General features: G+C 58.8%; 10 protein-coding genes. 3 read left to right on the plus strand and 7 right to left on the minus strand.

Translation table 11 applies throughout. From position 1 onward, the window contains the following. Positions 1-71: 71 nt before the first annotated feature. Positions 72-2,198, plus strand: a complete 2,127-nt coding sequence (locus BBIA_RS09855; RefSeq protein WP_033494475.1) for an InlB B-repeat-containing protein — start codon at positions 72-74, stop codon at positions 2,196-2,198. Positions 2,199-2,330: 132 nt separating this feature from the next. Here the strand turns inward: BBIA_RS09855 and BBIA_RS09860 are convergent, their stop codons facing one another. Together BBIA_RS09860 and BBIA_RS13470 are read right to left on the minus strand one after the other, a co-directional pair. Next, complete coding sequence (locus BBIA_RS09860) at positions 2,331-2,888, minus strand: PIN domain-containing protein (RefSeq protein ID WP_033494476.1); 558 nt, start codon at positions 2,886-2,888, stop codon at positions 2,331-2,333. Positions 2,889-2,904: 16 nt separating this feature from the next. After that, on the minus strand, positions 2,905-3,303 hold the full coding sequence (locus BBIA_RS13470) for a helix-turn-helix domain-containing protein (RefSeq protein ID WP_051923960.1): 399 nt from the start codon (positions 3,301-3,303) through the stop codon (positions 2,905-2,907). Positions 3,304-3,689: 386 nt separating this feature from the next. Here BBIA_RS13470 and BBIA_RS13475 point away from each other — a divergent pair, with 386 nt between their 5' ends. Next, on the plus strand, positions 3,690-5,735 hold the full coding sequence (locus BBIA_RS13475) for an InlB B-repeat-containing protein (protein WP_051923961.1): 2,046 nt from the start codon (positions 3,690-3,692) through the stop codon (positions 5,733-5,735). A 203-nt stretch (positions 5,736-5,938) separates the two neighbouring features. Here the strand turns inward: BBIA_RS13475 and BBIA_RS13480 are convergent, their stop codons facing one another. The 5 genes from BBIA_RS13480 to BBIA_RS09895 all read right to left on the minus strand — a co-directional run bounded on the left by BBIA_RS13480 (position 5,939) and on the right by BBIA_RS09895 (position 15,695). After that, entirely contained in the window at positions 5,939-8,023 is a 2,085-nt protein-coding gene (locus tag BBIA_RS13480) for an InlB B-repeat-containing protein (protein WP_051923962.1), read from the minus strand. Positions 8,024-8,409: 386 nt separating this feature from the next. Continuing rightward, entirely contained in the window at positions 8,410-9,762 is a 1,353-nt protein-coding gene (locus tag BBIA_RS09880) for an ATP-binding protein (RefSeq protein WP_051923963.1), read from the minus strand. Positions 9,763-9,999: 237 nt separating this feature from the next. Then, positions 10,000-11,394, minus strand: a complete 1,395-nt coding sequence (locus tag BBIA_RS14605; RefSeq protein WP_193786503.1) for a hypothetical protein — start codon at positions 11,392-11,394, stop codon at positions 10,000-10,002. Between the two features lie 190 nt (positions 11,395-11,584). Beyond that, the gene (locus BBIA_RS13910) at positions 11,585-12,874 is read right to left on the minus strand and encodes a hypothetical protein (protein WP_152600579.1); all 1,290 of its coding nucleotides are present in this window, start codon (positions 12,872-12,874) and stop codon (positions 11,585-11,587) included. Between the two features lie 112 nt (positions 12,875-12,986). Continuing rightward, the gene (locus BBIA_RS09895; protein ID WP_033494477.1) at positions 12,987-15,695 is read right to left on the minus strand and encodes a hypothetical protein; all 2,709 of its coding nucleotides are present in this window, start codon (positions 15,693-15,695) and stop codon (positions 12,987-12,989) included. A gap of 145 nt (positions 15,696-15,840) precedes the next feature. Here BBIA_RS09895 and BBIA_RS09900 point away from each other — a divergent pair, with 145 nt between their 5' ends. After that, positions 15,841-17,301, plus strand: a complete 1,461-nt coding sequence (locus tag BBIA_RS09900; protein WP_152600580.1) for a hypothetical protein — start codon at positions 15,841-15,843, stop codon at positions 17,299-17,301. Positions 17,302-17,321 lie beyond the last annotated feature (20 nt).

A 17,321-nucleotide genomic window follows, 5' to 3' on the forward strand; every position in this document is an offset into this window, starting at 1 on the left:
TTATCCGTCAACGGTTTGCGCCGTTTTGTGTTACCGGTTGTCTTCTAGCCCTAAAAGAAAGGTTCCTGAAGATGACAGGAAATGCTAAGGTTTGGCGCGCGCCGCTCGCTGGCCTCGCTTCCGTCGCGATGATCGCGACCATGGGCGTGACCGCGTTCACGGCTTCCGCTGCCGAGTCGCAGACGCCGACGATCACGTGGGTTAAGGCTGACGGTGAGACCAAGTCGTTCAAGTCCCCTACTGCTGAATACAAGGTAACTGCGGCTGTTCTGCAGGACAACGCTTCTGCTGCGCCTACTGGCACCGTGTCGACCGGCTGGTACACCGCCGCTGGTGTTGGTAACGGCGACAAGGTCAAGCCGGATACTACCGTGTCCGAGGATGTGACCTACTATCAGCACTACAGCGCTGATTACTGGACGGTTAAGTTTGACCCGACCGATGACGGCGCGAACAACTCTAAGGGTGTTCTTAACGCCGTCACTGATGTCACTGGTCACGCTGGTGACACCGACGGTGGATATCAGACCGTGGTCGCCAAGGGCGATAAACTGGCTGCGTGGCAGGTGCCTACCGAAAAGCAGGGTAACGGTAAGCTGCTCACTAGCTGGTATGCGACTGATGAGAACGCGAATGCTGACCCCGTTAAGGGCAATCTTGCCGATTACGCGAAGTTGAACACGAGCGAGATCAACTTTAAGTCTCGTCTTGAAGACGCATGGACTGTTGAGTTCAAGGTGGATGACTTCAAGGGCGAATCTTGGGTTCCGGCTCAGGGCGCTGTCACCAAGATCGATGTGAAGAAGGGCGCGAAGTTCTCCGATTACGGCACTGTTCCGGAGTTCACGAACGCTGCTGGCACGCGCTTGGTTTCCTCTTGGAAGGCTACCAAGGACGGTGCGGCGTTTGATCCGTCTGCCGCAGTGAATGCTTCGGTGTCGCTGCATCCGGCATCTTCTTCGTCGTTCGTCAACGTTACGTTCAATTATCAGGGCAACGGCACTGCCGATAAGACCGTTAAGGTTGTCACCGGTTCTTCTCTGCCTGTTCCGGCAACTCCGACTCGTGCTTCTAACGACAATTACGAGTACACGTTCGGTGGCTGGTACGATTCCACGTTTAAGACTGCCTACAACGCGTCTTCTACTGTGAACAACGCGATGACCGTGTACGCCAAGTGGAACATCTCCAAGGTGAAGGTTTCCTTCTACCCGGGTTACGGTGAGAACAAGCCGACCACTAAGTGGTTTGCCAACGGCGACGCTTTCGAGGTTCCTGCTGTTCCGGAGCGTGATGGTTACAAGGCTGTCGGCTATGGTGTTCAGACTAGCGTTGATTCCGATAACAATCCTGTTTATGCCTATGCCGAGGATGCCGAGGGCTACCTCGTGAAGATTAAGCAGACTGCATTCGGCACGACTCCAGCGGCCAGCCTGTCTTACGTCGACACTATTTACGGCGACGGTAACGATGTGCAGCCCTACGCTCTGTCTACCAAGTACACCGTTGTTTGGGAACCGTTTACTTCTTACCTTGAGCGTACCGAACGTCGCGTGGCTCGTAATCTGAAGTCTGACCAGAACCTGTACACGGCTGCTTCCTATGCCGCGTATGTGAAGGCGTTCAAGGCCGAGTACCTGCCGGCCAAGGAGAAGGCTGCCGAGAACGGTCTGAACAAGACTGAGTTCGATACTCTGCTCAAGCAGCTCGAGGGCCTGCAGGCCAAGCTGGTGGAGACTGCGAACGACAAGCTGTACCGCGTGTACAACCCGAACAACGGTGACCACTACTTCACCACTGATCTCACGGAGCAGGCCGCTCTGGTCAAGCTCGGCTGGAAGGCCGAAGGCGCCCCGTACAAGGTCATCGTTAATCGCAAGGATCGCGAGAGCAAGGACAAGTACACTCGTCAGTACTACTTTGGCACTGCCGTGTGGAGCGTGTACAACCCGAACACCGGCGAGCACCTGCTGACCTTCGAGTCCGAGGCCAACGGCCTGGCCAAGGCCGGTTGGACCAAGGAGGACGTGAAGTTCTACACGGTTCAGGGCGGCACCGCTGAGGTCGTTCGTGTGTACAACCCGAACACGAATGGTCCGGCTCACCTGTACACCAAGGCTTCCGAGGCTCGTGGCCTCGCCAAGCTCGGCTGGAAGATTGATAACAACGCCAAGCCGGTGTTCAACCTCAGCAAGTGAGCAATCGCTTACTAGCCTAAAGGGTTGAATAGCTAAAGGGTCCCATCCAAATGGATGGGACCCTTTCTTGTTTCTGTTACTACTGCTCTGTTTCGGCTAACCCGTTTCATGCCTGTCGGTCTTGTTAGGGAGTCAGTGCGCGGCGATCAGGGATTGCACGCGTGAGGCGAACAGCGGGCATCCTGTGTTCGCGAGGTGTTGGATTTCTTCCTGCATGGTGCGTGGGGGTCGTTTCTTCGATGAGACGAGCATGGTCACGACTCGTAGTGTTTCTTCGGGGTATTCGTCGATGAGACGGGTCAGGAATGCGTCCGGCGTGACCGCAGCCAATCCGATCCCGTTGAGCGCGGACGAGGGGAAGTCCTTGATGTTGAATGTGACGATCAATTCCGCACCGGCCTGGCGTGCCGCGGCCACCACATGCCGATCATCGGGATCGGGCAATACCACCGTATCCTCGAGCGGTTCCCACCCATCGGTCATGGCTTGCGGGAACGCACGGTTCATTGCTTGAAAATACCGGGTGATCGCATCATCATCCAACATGCACAAGCGCTTCAACGGGTCACGAGCCTCGTCAAGCACACGACGACTCCACGACAGTTCACACAAGGCGGCATCCCCCAAGGAGAGGATGACGTCGTTCACCCATTTGACCACGAATATGTTCGCGTCGAGGAATACCTTCACCAAATACTCCTCATGATCAGTTGAACTGCTGAACGTAATCAGCGAGCACGCTGTCGGACACGTCCATGGAGTCCATGATCTCGTGAACCTGGTCAAACGCCTCGCGACGATCATGCTCACTGCGCTTCTTGTACTCCAACACGTCATCAAGCCTCATATACCGGTACGACTGGCTACCAAGCCGCGTGTACGGGATAAGACCGTTATCCAACATACGCATAACAGTCCTACGAGAAACCCCAAGGATCTTCGCCGCATCACCCGTCGTGATATGCCCGGCAGCCTTCCCTGCCGTATTCAACACAGCCTCACGAGCACGCTCGTACTCCTCGGCCGTCAACTCGATCACATGCCCCTTACCATCGGACAACTGCGCAACATGCGGGGAAACCCTTCCAGCAACAGCAATGTTCATAACCATTCCTTTCCCATGCTTGCTTACCTCATCCAATCCTACCGCAGAATGGTCACAGTGGACAGAATGGACACAATACGCACCATCACGACACGCAAGCCTGCAAACGTACGCCACGCTCTAACAAGCAGGAAACCCACCCAACTCTCCTCCGAACACGATTCGCAACCAGGCGCACTCCCTACCATTCACCAACCCGCAAAACTGTCTGGAAACACAAACCTATTGACCAGCAAACAAACCCCCGCGATACCGCAATCGTGTCCGATCGTGTCCGGAAGAGCATCCAAACCCTGCCCGCTCGAGCGTCACCCGTTGCACGGCAACGGTTCCCATGCCCCGATACCAACCAGCGTTTCCTAGCCCTAAAAGAAAGGTTCCTGAAGATGACAGGAAATGCTAAGGTTTGGCGCGCGCCGCTCGCTGGCCTCGCTTCCGTCGCGATGATCGCGACCATGGGCGTGACCGCGATGACCGCGTCTGCGGCGACTTCGTCGTCGTTTGTGCCGGCGTCGCAGACCTCTTACACTGTGGTGCTGAACTCCGGTGTCGCGTCTTTTAACAAGGAAGCTGCTCTTGGTCTGGATACCACTCTGGGCGCGGGCAACGATGACGCTTCGCTGTCTTCCGATTCCAAGACGCTGACGATCAAGAACGTTCCGGCCGGCAAGACCGTTGCCGAGGTCGAGAATGCCGCCGAGGCCACGATGACCGCTCCGACGGGCTATGTGTTCACTGCCGGCGATTTCAAGTTCTGGTTTGACGGCGCCACCTATGGCACGTCGAACATGGTTGACGAGTCGCTCACCGTCGCTAAGGCCAGCAACGGCGGCCAGGTTTCTCTGTACGCCCACGTGCCGACCACCAACGGTATTGCGAACATCAACTTCGCTGGTTACTCGGACCCGGTGAAGATCCCGTCCAGCGATAAGCTTGCCACTTGGCAGGTTCCGACCACTTCGAACGGTCAGCATGTCAAGGCTTGGCTGCGCGACGGCGATGCGAACAAGGCGCTTGATCTGAAGACCACGTACACTGGCGACGCAAATTATTCCGCCCAGTGGTACGATCAGACCGATCCGGTCGTCACCTACAAGAACGCTAATGGTTCCACTACTCTTCCGGCTGATAAGACCCAGAATGTTGCTCCGGGCACCGCATTCGACCTGCTGAGCGCTTCCGAACTGGGCATCACCGGTGAGAACGTTGCCGTGGCTTACTATTCCAAGGCTGACAAGTCCGCTCAGTTCACCGCGAACAAGACTGGCGTCACTTCTGACACGGTCGTGTATGTTGCGTCCACTACCCGCAAGACGGTGACCTACAAGTACAAGACTGCGACCGCTAAGGACGACGGCACGTACGAAGTGAGCGCTTACGTCGATTACGGCACCGACACGATCGCACAGAACCAGAACGCTCTCGAGCCGCCGGCTCCGGCGACTCGTGCTGATGGCGCTAAGTTCCTCGGCTGGTACACTAACTCGGATCTGAAGACCAAGGTTGTGTTCCCGTACGCATTCACTGGCTCCGCTACCCTGTACGCCAAGTATGGCGATGCGACCGCAAAGAAGAACGTGAAGGTCACGTTCGACCAGCATTACAACGGTGCTCCGGCTGCCACGTCCGTCACGTACAAGGAAGGCGACAAGGTCGCCAAGCCGGCGACTCCGACCCGTAAGGGCTACGTGTTCCAGTACTGGTACGCGAACGGTGCCGACGACAAGGACGTGTTCAAGGATGATGACCTGAAGGCCACCGCCAACGTCACGTACTTCGCCAAGTGGGCTACCGAAGGTGAGGACGCTTACAACAAGATCTCCACCAAGCTGTCCAATGCCGACAAGCAGTTCACGAACGCTTCCTACAAGGCCTACGAGAAGGTGTACGACGAGTACATCAACGCGTCCGACAAGTCCGTCAAGGAAGGCAAGACTCAGGCTGATGCGACCAAGGCTGTCAAGGCAGCTAAGGAAGCCCTCGTTGAGAACACTGTCAAGCTGTACCGCGTGTACAACCCGAACAACGGCGACCACTTCTTCACCACCAATGCGTCGATCCAGTCCTCCCTCGTGAACCTTGGCTGGAAGGCCGAAGGTGCCCCGTTCAAGGTTGCCAAGCCTTATGCGGATAAGGACGGCAACTACCTGAACCTTGGTGAGCTGATTTACTCGGCTTACAACCCGAACACCGGCGAGCACCTGCTGGTCGCGAAGGGCGAGGCCGAAGGCCTGGCCAAGGCCGGCTGGACGAACGAAGGCGTGATCTTCGCCGTCGCGCAGGGTTCCTCCTCCAAGAGCGTGTACCGTGTGTACAACCCGAACACGAATGGTCCGGCTCACGTGTACGTGGGCAAGGCCGAGGGTGCTTCCCTGGTCAAGCTCGGCTGGAAGTGGGACAACAACGCCAAGCCGGTCTACAAGCTCGGCTGAGCTAGTCTCAACTGAATCAATAATGGTTCAGCATTAGAACGAAGTGTGGTCTCTCCCCTGATTGCGGGGAGAGACCACACTTTTATGTTTCCGTGGCAGTATTTCCTCGAATAAAAAGAAAGCGGTGGTTCTTCCAAGATCTGAATCTTGGAAGAACCACCGCTTCGTATGCTTATGAACCTATCGTGTTAGCGATTGGTGGTTCACTCGGCCTTGAACTTGACGGAGTCCAGCGACCAGCCCAGCTTGACGAGGTTGTTGGCCTCGGCCTTGTTGGTGGTGTAGTGGTGGAAACCGGAGTTCTTGTTGTACACGCGGTACACAGTCTTGGTCGCGCCCTGCGGAGCCAGGAACTGGTACTCGTCAGCATCGAGCACGCCATTCTTGTTCTCGTCGTCATCAAGGTTCCAACCGATCTTGGCCAGCGCCTCGGCCTCGCCCTTGCTGGAGGTCAGCAGGTGCTCGCCGTTGTTCGGGTTGTATACACGGTAAACCTTGGTGCCAAACACAGACTGGTAGGCAGCGGCCTCAGTGGAACCGGACCAAGAGATCGGGTTGAGAGCGGCCTTGAAGCCAACGCCCTCGGCCTTCCAACCGAGCTTGACGACGGCATTGTGCTCAGCCTCGTTGACGGTCAGCAGGTGGTCGCCGTTGTTCGGGTTGTACGCACGGTAGACCTTGGTGTTGGCCTTCTGCACGAGCTTCTTCTGAGCGGCCGCGAGGGTCTTCTGGGCCTCGGCGGTGTACTTGGTGTCGTACGCGGCATTGGCCGGATCGGTCTTGGTGGTGTCGATGTCGTCGACGACCTTCTTGTACTCGGCGAGGGACGCAGCGGTGAAGCGCACGTCGTTCTTCTTGGCACCGTTGAAGCCCTTGACCAGCACCTTGGCAGCGGTCTTGGCGTAATCTTTGGCGGTAGCCTGATCATTGGTCAGCCACTTGGCGGTGAACGTCGTGTTGGCAGTGACCTTCGTGGTGGACGGGTCGAAGACGCCGGCGGTCTCTTCGCTGTCGTAGGAGACGAGCTTGGTGTTGCCGATGTACCAGCCATCGAACACGTAGCCGGCGCGGGTCGGAGTCGGAGCATCGATGTCGCCGTACTTGGTGCCTTCCTTGACCTTGACCGAGGTCGGGGCCGGGGAGCCATCGTAGTACGGGTCGAACGTGAGCGTGTACTCCTTGGTCTTCGACGTCCACTGAGCCGTGTACGCCAGATCATCGCGCAGCTTCTCGTTGAGTGTGGCCTTCACCGCCTTACCGTCGGTGCCGACATAGGTCCAGCCGTTGAACGCGAAGTCATCATTGTCGGACGGAGCCTTGAAACGCTTGGAATCGTTCACCGAAGAACCCTTGAGCAGGTACATGACCTTGTTGGCGGAGTTATCGCCCTTGTTCTTGTACTCAGCGAACGTCGCAGTCACAACATCCGAGGTACCGGCAGAAGCAACCAGCTTGACCGCAGTCACGCCTTCCGGAGCGCCATCCTTGTTGTACTGAGCGATAGACACGGTCTTCAAGCTGCCACCAGCAGTGTACTGAACCTTCCAGTCAGCAGCCTTCGTGCCGAAAACGTAGCCCTGCGGAGCGGTCACATCGTCCGCACGCTCAGCACGATATTCCTTGAGCTCAGTGGCAAAGCTATCGGAAGAGGCAGTGGTCTTGTCGTAGGACACCAGAACCGGCTTCGCAGGAGCCGAGAACAGGAAGAACTCGGAACCAGCAGTCGCACCGGCCGGAGTAGCCTTGGTGCCGCCGTACACGTCCGTGTACCAACCCCAGTCATCGCCATCAGTCGTGTTGGCATCGGTCGGAACCTGCCAAGCAGCCAGCTTATCGCCGGAAGCCAGCCAAGTCTTGCCCGTAGTCGAGTTAGACAGCACCGGCCAAGTCATAACAGAAGCATTGTTGCTCAGCACGTTGAACGTGACCGCGCCATTGGTGGTGTAGTGCGCGTACAGGGTCTTGCCGGCAAGATCCTTCGAAGCCGGATCCACAGCCTCGCCAGCAGTGCCGTCCTTAGTAGTGTACCAACCGGTGAAGTGACGAGCTCCCGTGTTCTTCGGCTGATTGGCAGCAGCGTAGATCTCTTCCAGAGTACCGTTGCCGTTCGCATCCTCAACAGTCACGCTCGTCTTGTTGTTGCCGAAATCACCGTACGTGCCGGCATCCAGCGTCACGGACGCAGTGGCAGCGGAAGCGCTAAACGCGGTCACGCCCATGGTCGCGATCATCGCGACGGAAGCGAGGCCAGCGAGCGGCGCGCGCCAAACCTTAGCATTTCCTGTCATCTTCAGGAACCTTTCTTTTAGGGCTAGAAGACAACCGGTAACACAAAACGGCGCAAACCGTTGACGGATAAGAGTTTTCGCACTCGAGAAAATCGACCGTGCCACGGTTTTAGACACGACCGGACACGACCGCCGTGGCGGTGGCCTTCAGCCGGGAGCGTGTCCGGGATTGCAAGGCCCGTCAGGCTCCGTGTTTTTGCCTCAGGAATCGAGCGTTGCGGAGCGGCGTCCGCTGTCCGCCGTCGGGCGACCCGTTGTCCGTGTCATGCGCGTCCGTTTCATTGCATACGCTCGCATCACACGCTCGCCAAACCTCGACCGCACTGCCGGGAAGGCGTCTCCAGCCGTCGTCCTTTCGTGCTTCAGGAAGACACTTGGACCTGCTCTCAGACCGAGTTGCCGGTGGTCCATGCGTCGGCGTGCCGTTTGAGGTAGGGTTTCAGTCCGTTGATCGCCCATAGCGGCAGGTTGGCGACCCATGATTCGTCCCGGTAGCCGGCCAGACTGGTGCGGATGGCATGCGGGAGCGTGAAATGATCGCGGGCGTATCGCAGGCTTTTGGCCTTGAGGTTCTGTTCGGCCTTGACCTCGATCGGGTACACGACGCCGTCCTGGTCGATGGAGAAGTCTATTTCCGCGTGTCCGTTGGGATTGGCCCAATACGTGGGCTGGTATCCGGCGGCCACGAGCTGCTGGCATACGTACTGTTCGGCGAGTGCGCCCTTGAATTCGGTGAAGACCCGCTGCCGTTCGGTAATAATCGATGGTTCGAGGTCGGCCAGCGCGCAGAGCAGTCCGATATCGGAGATGAACATCTTGAACGTTGATGTGTCGACGTATCCGTTCAACGGTTCGCGCAGCGCGGTGACGCAGTGGATCTGGTGTATGATGCCGTAATCGCGCAGCCAGGTGATGCTTTCCTCGAAATCACGCGCCCTCGCTCCGGGACGCACCACGCCGTAGACGAATTTGCGGTTCTCCTTGGCGAGCTGGGCGGGCATCGTATGCCAAACCAGGCGAATGCGGTCGACCAGTCTGGACGGGGCGTGCTTGGAGAAGTCCAGATCGTACGCGTCGAGAATGTCCCGCTGTATGCCGCGTATCGTTCCGATACCGGCTCCGTTGAGGTGTGCGAGCACCGCCGCCGGCATGCCGCCGACGACCATGTAGCGTTTGAGCAGGTCTTCCAGCCGCGTGGCGAACGGCCCGGCCACGTGTTCGACGTCGCCGGCGACGATGTGCTCGGCAAGCCGCTCCTGGCCTGCGTTCTCGAGATATTCGGCGAAGGTGAGTGGATGCAGCGTGAGCATGTTGACCTTGCCCACGGGGAACGACGAGTCCCGATGCTTGGACACGCCCATGTAGGACCCTGTGGCGATGATGTGCTGTTCGGGCGCTTCCTCGCAAAAGTACTTGAGCGAGGTGAGTGCGCGAGGGCATTCCTGCACCTCGTCGAAAAAGACGAGCGTCTTCCCGGCGCTGACGTCGATGCCGGTGTACATAGACAGGTCCGAAAGGATTCTGCTCGGGTCGAGGTTCCCCTCGAACAGGTCGGCGGCATCCGCGTCGCGCAGGAAATCGATACGCAGCACGTCGTCGTAGTACCGTCGGCCGAACTCGTTGACGAGCCATGTCTTGCCGGTCTGCCGGGCACCCCTGAGCAGCAGTGGCTTCCGGTCCGGACGTTGCCTCCACTCGTCCAAAGACCCCATGAGATCGCGATGCAGTTTCTCTACCATGATCCCCTCCCATCCTCATATAACCGATCTACACATTTTATCATCCAAAAACGTGGAAGACTTACACATTTTTGGATGATAAAATGTGTAAGACTGACAGAGAAAAGGAAAATAAAAGGTCGGCATCGTCATCAAACAATGACAATGCCGACCAAACTTCCATGGCAGGAATGCCGCCGATTCCCGCACAGAACGGTTTCAGCGGCAGACAAAAAACCGCAGGAACCGTTCTGCTCGCTACTCGTCGTCGCTATCGGGCGTACGGTACTGCGCGATGTTCGCGATGGCGGACAGCGGATGCCCCGTGGTGAGCGTGTTGGGCTCGATCGCGGAGAAGCTGGTGTCCCACGTCCACGGCTTCTTGTCCGGACCGTTGCCGGGGATATCGGCCGTGCCGGTGAAGATGAAGTCGGTGCCGTACGCGTGGCCGCCGTGCGTGTTGTACTGGTCGTCGGTGGCGTTCACCTTGCCGAATTTGGAGATGGTGGATTTCAGACCGAAGTAGTTGAACGATGCGTTCCACTCGCCCATGGTGCCGTAGGAGAACTGGTCGTCGCCCGTTTTGATTCTCACGTCGCTGATGTATCCCTTGATCGAGTCTTTGTTGCGTGCGACGCTGCCTTCGGTGGCGAAGATGAACGGCGGTTCCAGCGTGGTTCGGGTTCGGCCGATCTCATGGTCGTTGACGAAGAACTTCACGGTTCCGTCCCAATACCAGGACAGGCGCACCCACGCGTTTTCCCCGCGGTTGGCAGCGGCGAGGTACAGGTATTCCTTGCCTTCCGGGCCGGGTTTGGTGGCGTGTTCCATCACGTTTTCGGCCAGGAACACGGTGTTGCCCGGATACTGCGGGTATCCGAGGTGGATGTCTTTCTCGTATTGGATGCCGAAGGACACCACCACGCCGCCGGAGGATGCGATGTCGATCTTCGTGTGATAGCCGGTGCCGGTACCGGTGAGGTTCATCATGGCGGAGATGGACGCGTACGAGTCGTCTTCCTCCATGGTCACCGGCTGCTGTTCATGGCCTTCCGCGACCGCGTACCAGCCGATGCCTTCGGCTTTCCAGCCGGCTTTCACCAGCGCGTCGTTTTCGGATGCGCTGGTCGTGTAGTTGTGGGAGCCTGCCACCGCGTGCGGATTGTACTGGCGGTAGAGCGGGACGGTCTTGTTTTCGTCCGAGTACCAGCCGACGCCCTCGTATTTCCAGCCTTTTTTCATCAGATAGTTGCGTTCGGTGCGGCTGATGGTGTAGTGATGGTCGCCCGCGTTCTTGTTGTACAGACGATAGACCGGCTTGGATGATGTTTCCGGCGCGTACCAGCCGACGCCCTCGTCTCGCCAGTGTTCGTACAGCAGATTGTCTCGTTCGTCCTTGTCCGCGGTGTAGAAGTGCTCTCCGGAGTTCGGATTGTACAGACGGTACATGGTCACCGAATCTGCGGGAGCGGGCGTTTCATGTCCGGAATTGTTTGCCGTGTTGTCGCTGGTGGTGGTGCTGTTTTCGACGGGATCATCTGCGACGGCGGTGTTGGCGATCAGTCCGCATGCGAGCATCGCGAGCGTCGCTGTGCCTGCGGCGATCACTTGATGCATGCGGTTGTGAAAACGACGATATGACAGACGCGGCATATGAATCCTTCCGGTCTTCTTTCCCCTAGAGTTGCACCGTCCACTATAACCGTGAACGCGGGACAGCGAACGGCATGCGATAAATAACAGCGAGGGTCCGTCATGAAAACGTTCATGACGGACCCTCGTTTATTGACGTCGCCTAACGGCTTCGACTGTCACTTGACTGTCATTTGCGACTGTTGCTGTTTCAGCGTGCCTGCGCGATGTTCACCACGGCGGACAGCGGATGGCCGGTCGTGTGGGTGTTCGGTTCGACCGCACTGAAGGACGTATCCCAGGTCCACGGCTTGCCGTCCGGACCGTTGCCCGGAATGTTGGCGCGGCCGGTGAGGGAGATGTCGACGCCGAGGCTCGGCGCGCCGTGCGTGTTGTACGCGCCGTCGCTGCTGACCGTGCCCTGCTTGGTGACGGTGCCGTTCAGGCCGAAGTAGTCGTTGCGATCGTTCCAGCCGGTGATGGTGCCGTAGGACTTGGCGTTGTTGCCGGCCTTCACCTTCACGTTCTTCACGGTGGCGTTGATCGTGTCGCCGTTGTGTGCGGCGCTGCCTTCGACCGCGAAAATGAACGGGGCGCTCAGCGTGCTCTTGGTGCGGCCGATCTCCTGATCGTTCACGAAGAACTTGACCGTGTTGTTGGTGTACCAGGAGAGGCGCACCTTGACGTTCTGGCCGAGCGGGGCGGACTTCAGATACAGGTACTGCTTGCCCGTGGTGCCGGCCTGCGTGGCGTGCGACATCACGTTTTCGACCAGATACACGGTGTTGCTGGAGAACTGCGGATAGGCGTAGTGGATGTCCTTCTCGTACTGGATGCCGAAGGACACCGTGGAACCGCCGCCGGACAGCACGAGCTTCGCGTGATAACCGGAGCCGCTGCCGCGCAAGTTCATCACGCCTTCGATGGAAGCGTAGGCGCCGTCATTCGCTTGGGTTTCTGCCGGTGCCGGGGATCCGCCGCCGATGCCGTACCAGCCGATGCCCTCGTCGCGCCAGCCGGCGCGCACCAGCTGGGTGCGCTCGTTGGCGTTGGTCGTGTAGTTGTGCGTGCCGGTCTTCGCATGCGGATTGTACTGGCGGTACAGCGGAATCTTGTGGCTCGGATCCGAGTACCAGCCGATGCCCTCGTAGCGCCAGCCGGCGCGCACCAGCGAGGTGCGCTCGTTGGAGTTCATCGTGTAATGATGGTCGCCGGCCACCGGATTGTACATGCGGTACACCGGCTGCGAAGACGAGGCCGGAGCGACCCAGCCGATGCCTTCATAGTTCCAGCCTGCCTCGCGAAGCGCTTCGCGTTCTCCCGAATTGCTCGTGTAGAAGTGCTCTCCGGAGTTCGGATTGTACAGACGGTACATGTTCACGCCGGATGCGGCTTCCGCCTTCGGCGTCATGTTGGGTGCCGCCAGCATGGCGATGGCGGACAGTGCGGCGCATGCGGCCGCACATGCGGCCTTGACCCGCTGCATAGCAGATGATGACATGGTCATCCCCCTATCTCGTTCTCTAATCGACAGCTTCAGTGTAGCGCCAAATACGTAGTAGGGGGTATGAAGTTTCGTCGCGTGGGAAAAGTCGACCGGCCGGGACGAACCGTTAGAGTTTGCCCACGAATCCGGTGATGCCGTCCGCCTGGTACAGCAGCGAATACAGGAACCCGTCGAACACAAGCAGGACAATGAACACAAGGCAAATGGCCGTTCCCAAGCTGGTCAGCGGCACCGGTTCGAGCCGCGCGGCCGGCCGGTTATCGTCCAAGAGCTGGGTTTCCTGCGATCGTGAGAACGACCGGCAGATCATCCAGATGATCGCGAACGCGAACACGGATATCACGCACAGGTAATACCGGCTGGAGTACGCTCCCGGATAACCGTTGTCATAGAAGCCGCGGAATGCGGAATATCCCTGGTATGCGGCGGTGATCAGGAACGCCGTTTCGGCGATGGCGAGAAAGTCGCGAACGCGGCTTTTTGCCAAAAACAGCACGCTCACGGGGATCAGCAGGATCGCGATCAGCCCGACGTGCGCCGGGTCGAACAACGAGAACGTGGACTGCGTACCGGTCATCGACGTGTCGCGAGCGCTGCCGACGATGTTCGTGACGTACGACGTCCATGTGTCAAGGAATTTGCCGACGTAGTACGTGACGTATTCCCACGCGCTGTATGGCAGGCGATCGTTGATACCAACGTAGAAGTACGAGTTGACGTATCCGGTGAAGTCCAGTTTCTGGAAGCTCGGCTGGATCGCGTGGTAGCGTGCCAGCAGCCAGCCGAAATAACCGACTGGAACCACGTACACCGGCAGTGACGCAAGGAATGCGGGCTTGCGGAACACGGCTGCGTTGCGCTCGCGGAAGATCGTGTACAGCACGAGTCCCAGCCCCATGAATCCGGCGACCATGGCCGCGGTGAGCTTGCTGAGCGACACCAGCGCGAATCCGCCGGCAATCAGGAAGAACGTGCACGCGTCGTATCGCCGTTCGCAGTAACGGATCACGCCGGCCACGAACACGGACATGGACAGGAGGGTCAGCGAGTCGTTGGACACGCCGCTCATGGTGTAAATCATGTTCGGCGGGCTGATGACAAGAAGCCCGAACAGCAGATGCAGCATCGGGATCTTGCGGATACGGCTGTATCCGAGGTAGAACACGATCGCAAGACCGATCAGTCCCAGCATGAAGGACACCAGACGCATGCGCGTGATGTGCAGTATCGCCATGTTGCCGTCGATGCTCATGCCGCCGAGCAGCCGTTCGATCTGATAGAACAGCGGCGGATGGCCAAGACGGTTGAATTCCTTGATACTGGTGAGGTCCAGCGCGGTGGAGTCGCCGTTGAAGTTGTAGATCTGCATCGAGGCGAAGTCGGGCACGAGCCCGCCGTGCTGCTTGAGATACGCCACGTACGAGATGTGTGCCAGCTCGTCGGGGAATCCGTGGACGTGCGTCACGTACACCGTGAATTGGAAGATTGCGTATGCGATCAGGCACACGTAGTTTGCCGCGCACAGCATGATCGACTGTCGTCCGGTAAACATGCGGTTGGCCAGCACGTTCAGCAGAATCAGGATCAGGAACGCGACGACGATGGCCGTCATGACGGCCTGATACGGGTACCCGGCGTAGCCGACGGACAGGTTGAGGTACGAGAAAGGGATGGTGCTGCGCACGGCCAGTTCGGTCGAGTCCGGCGTGGATCCCTGCGGCAGGATGTCGATCGGCGTGTCCAGCGAAGCGCCTTGGAATTGCACGGTCGCCGCATTGTCGTCGGTTTTGTCGATGGTGACGGTGAACCGCTTGCCTTTGGCATGGTCGTACCGCACGGGGATTTCGGCGCGGAACAGCGAGTTGGTGACGGTGACCATGTCCGGCGTGAGCATGGTTTTCGCCAGCACGGATCCGGTCTCGCTTTCCGTCACCGTGATCACGTATTTGTTGTGGTACTCGTGCGGCGTTTCGTATACCACGCCGTAATTCGGGTTGCCTACGTCGCCGGCGTCGATAGTCGGGTCGAGCGAAATCGGCAGTTTGACGGATCGCAGCTTGTCCTGCTGTGCGATGAACGACTGGCTGTATTCGTACGTGGAATGGTCGTCGATGTTCGCGGGCTGCGTGAACGCATATGAATAGTGGTACACGATGGGTTTTTTGACCAGCCACACGTTGGCCACAAAGCCGCCGACCAACAGCAGCACCAGCGCGCTGACCGCGAAATACCGCTTGTTGGCATGGCGCGCGATGGTCATGCGGCAGAGCACAATGAGATACAGCACCAGCAGGAACGCGAGCAGCAGGAGCTTTACTTCCGAGCGGAACGCCAGTGCTTTTTCCAGCGATTTCATCTGTTCAGCGGGAATGGAGAATCGGGTTGCCGTCGAACCGTTGAGGGTCGCCTTAGTGCCGTTGACTTGCACCAGGTCGATTGTCGCGGCGCGATACAGCGTCTGGTCTTTCGCGACGACGTTCGCGTCAAGACGATCCAGCCGCACGTTCTCACCGGCGGCCGTGACGGTCAGCGACGCGGAGTCGAGATTCAGTGGATCGACGTGGATCGTGGCCGTTCCGTTGTCCGGATACGCGTTTTGCGTGGCCGATTCGGAGTAGCCGGGATTGTCGTCGAATTGAAAAGTCACCTGCCGTTCCACATCGACGTCGCCGCTGAAGCGCGCGACGTAGTGGACGTTGATGGCGGGGAAACCAGCAATCCCGACGATGACGCCCAGCAGGACGAACAGTACGGTGACGGCGGCGATCCGGTGCGCGCGCACGGATGCGACGGCCTGCTGCAACGTGTTCTTCATGGGAAAACCTTCGATGGACGGCGACGGGTAACCACACCATTGTATACGTGTGCCGTCTCGCTATACTCGTGGTGTGATTAAGCGCAGTTCCCGCAACAGAAACCATACCCAATCCCATGCCATGCCCCGGGCGGGGCTTGCCGGCGTGCCCGCATCGCGTGTTCGCCGCACCCGCATCCCCCGATCCGGCCTGCTGCTGTTGGCGGCGGCATTGCTGATTTATTCGGGCGGGGACCTGTGGCAGAACATTTCGTGGCCGGCGTTCTACAGTTTCGACGAAACGTTGGAGGTGGACTACGTCTACCAGCTCACGCAGGGGCATTTGCCGACGTTCTTCGGCGGAGCCGAGTTCAATCCTTTGCATTTGCAGTATCCGTACGACGTGCAGTGGCGCTATCAGCATCCGCCGCTGTTCTATCTGCTGGAAATGCCGGTTTTTCTGCTGTTCGACACGTTGAATCATCCGATTCGCGGCATTTGGGCCATGCGCGCGCTGGTGTGGGTGATGGGCGTTACACTGGTCTGCACGTCGCGTTGGGCCGCGCGCTGGATGATCGGCCGCGAGGGTTTTGCCGTTTCGCTGGTTCCGGTGATCGTTGCGGCGAACCGTTGCCTGCCGTCGGTGGTGTTCAACTACACGCTGGCCAGCCTGTGGGTGACGCTGCTGATCGGCATGACGGCCAAACTGCTGCGCACGTTGCCGTTTGACGTCAGCACGCGGCGGGGAACGTTCGCAGGCTGGCTGGTCATTGTCACGCTGGCCCCGTTGACGAGGCTGTCCACGATTCCGATCATGGGACTGTGCCTGCTGATCGTTTTCATTGCGGTGCTGCTGGGTGACGAGCACAAGGCGCGCGGCGTGCTACTGCTGACGATTGTGCCGGGAGTGCTGGCCGTGCTCTCGTCCGCATGGTTCTACCTGCGTCTGCACGCGCTGTCGGGGAATTTCACCGGCTCCCAGCCAGAATGGTCCAGCACACACCTGCAGCGAGATACGCACAAGTCGTTCGTGGAATCGTTGCTGAACCCCGGATTCTACAAGAGCACGATGTCGCAGTATCAGAATTCGTCGGTGACCGGCACCCCGCACGGTTGGGCGTTCGTTCTCGCGCTGACGATTATTCCGTTGATGCTGGGATTCTTGGCCATGATTCGGTGGATCGCCTCGGCGGTCAGGAACCGCGATCGCGCCGGCGTGACGAATACGTCGCTGATGGTTGCGCTGCTGTGCTGCGCGTTTTTCGGCACGGTATTCCAGCAGCTGTTGTTCTACAAGCAGGGCGGCAGCGCGAACGCGGTGTACTTCAGCCTGATTTCCATCGTGTTCGCGGTGACGATCAGTCTTGGACTTACTCAGTTCGAGCGCGGGAACGGCGTCGTGGCGAAGTTGCTGGCCGGCTGTTGGCTGGCGTGCAAGCTCGCCACGTTCCTGTACGAGACGAAGCTGCGATGGCCGTTCGCTGCCGGCGGCACGATGGAACAGGCTGGTTCGATGATGCGGTCGGCGGCATGGCTTGCGATCGCTGTCACGGTGGTCGGCGTGCTGTTGGCTGCGGTCACGACTTGCCTGTCTTCCGCCGCACCCGCTCGCCCCGAGGCTCGGTGATCTTGCCAGCAGCGAGCCAC

The organism is Bifidobacterium biavatii DSM 23969 (assembly GCF_000741165.1).
Classification (GTDB): domain Bacteria; phylum Actinomycetota; class Actinomycetes; order Actinomycetales; family Bifidobacteriaceae; genus Bifidobacterium; species Bifidobacterium biavatii.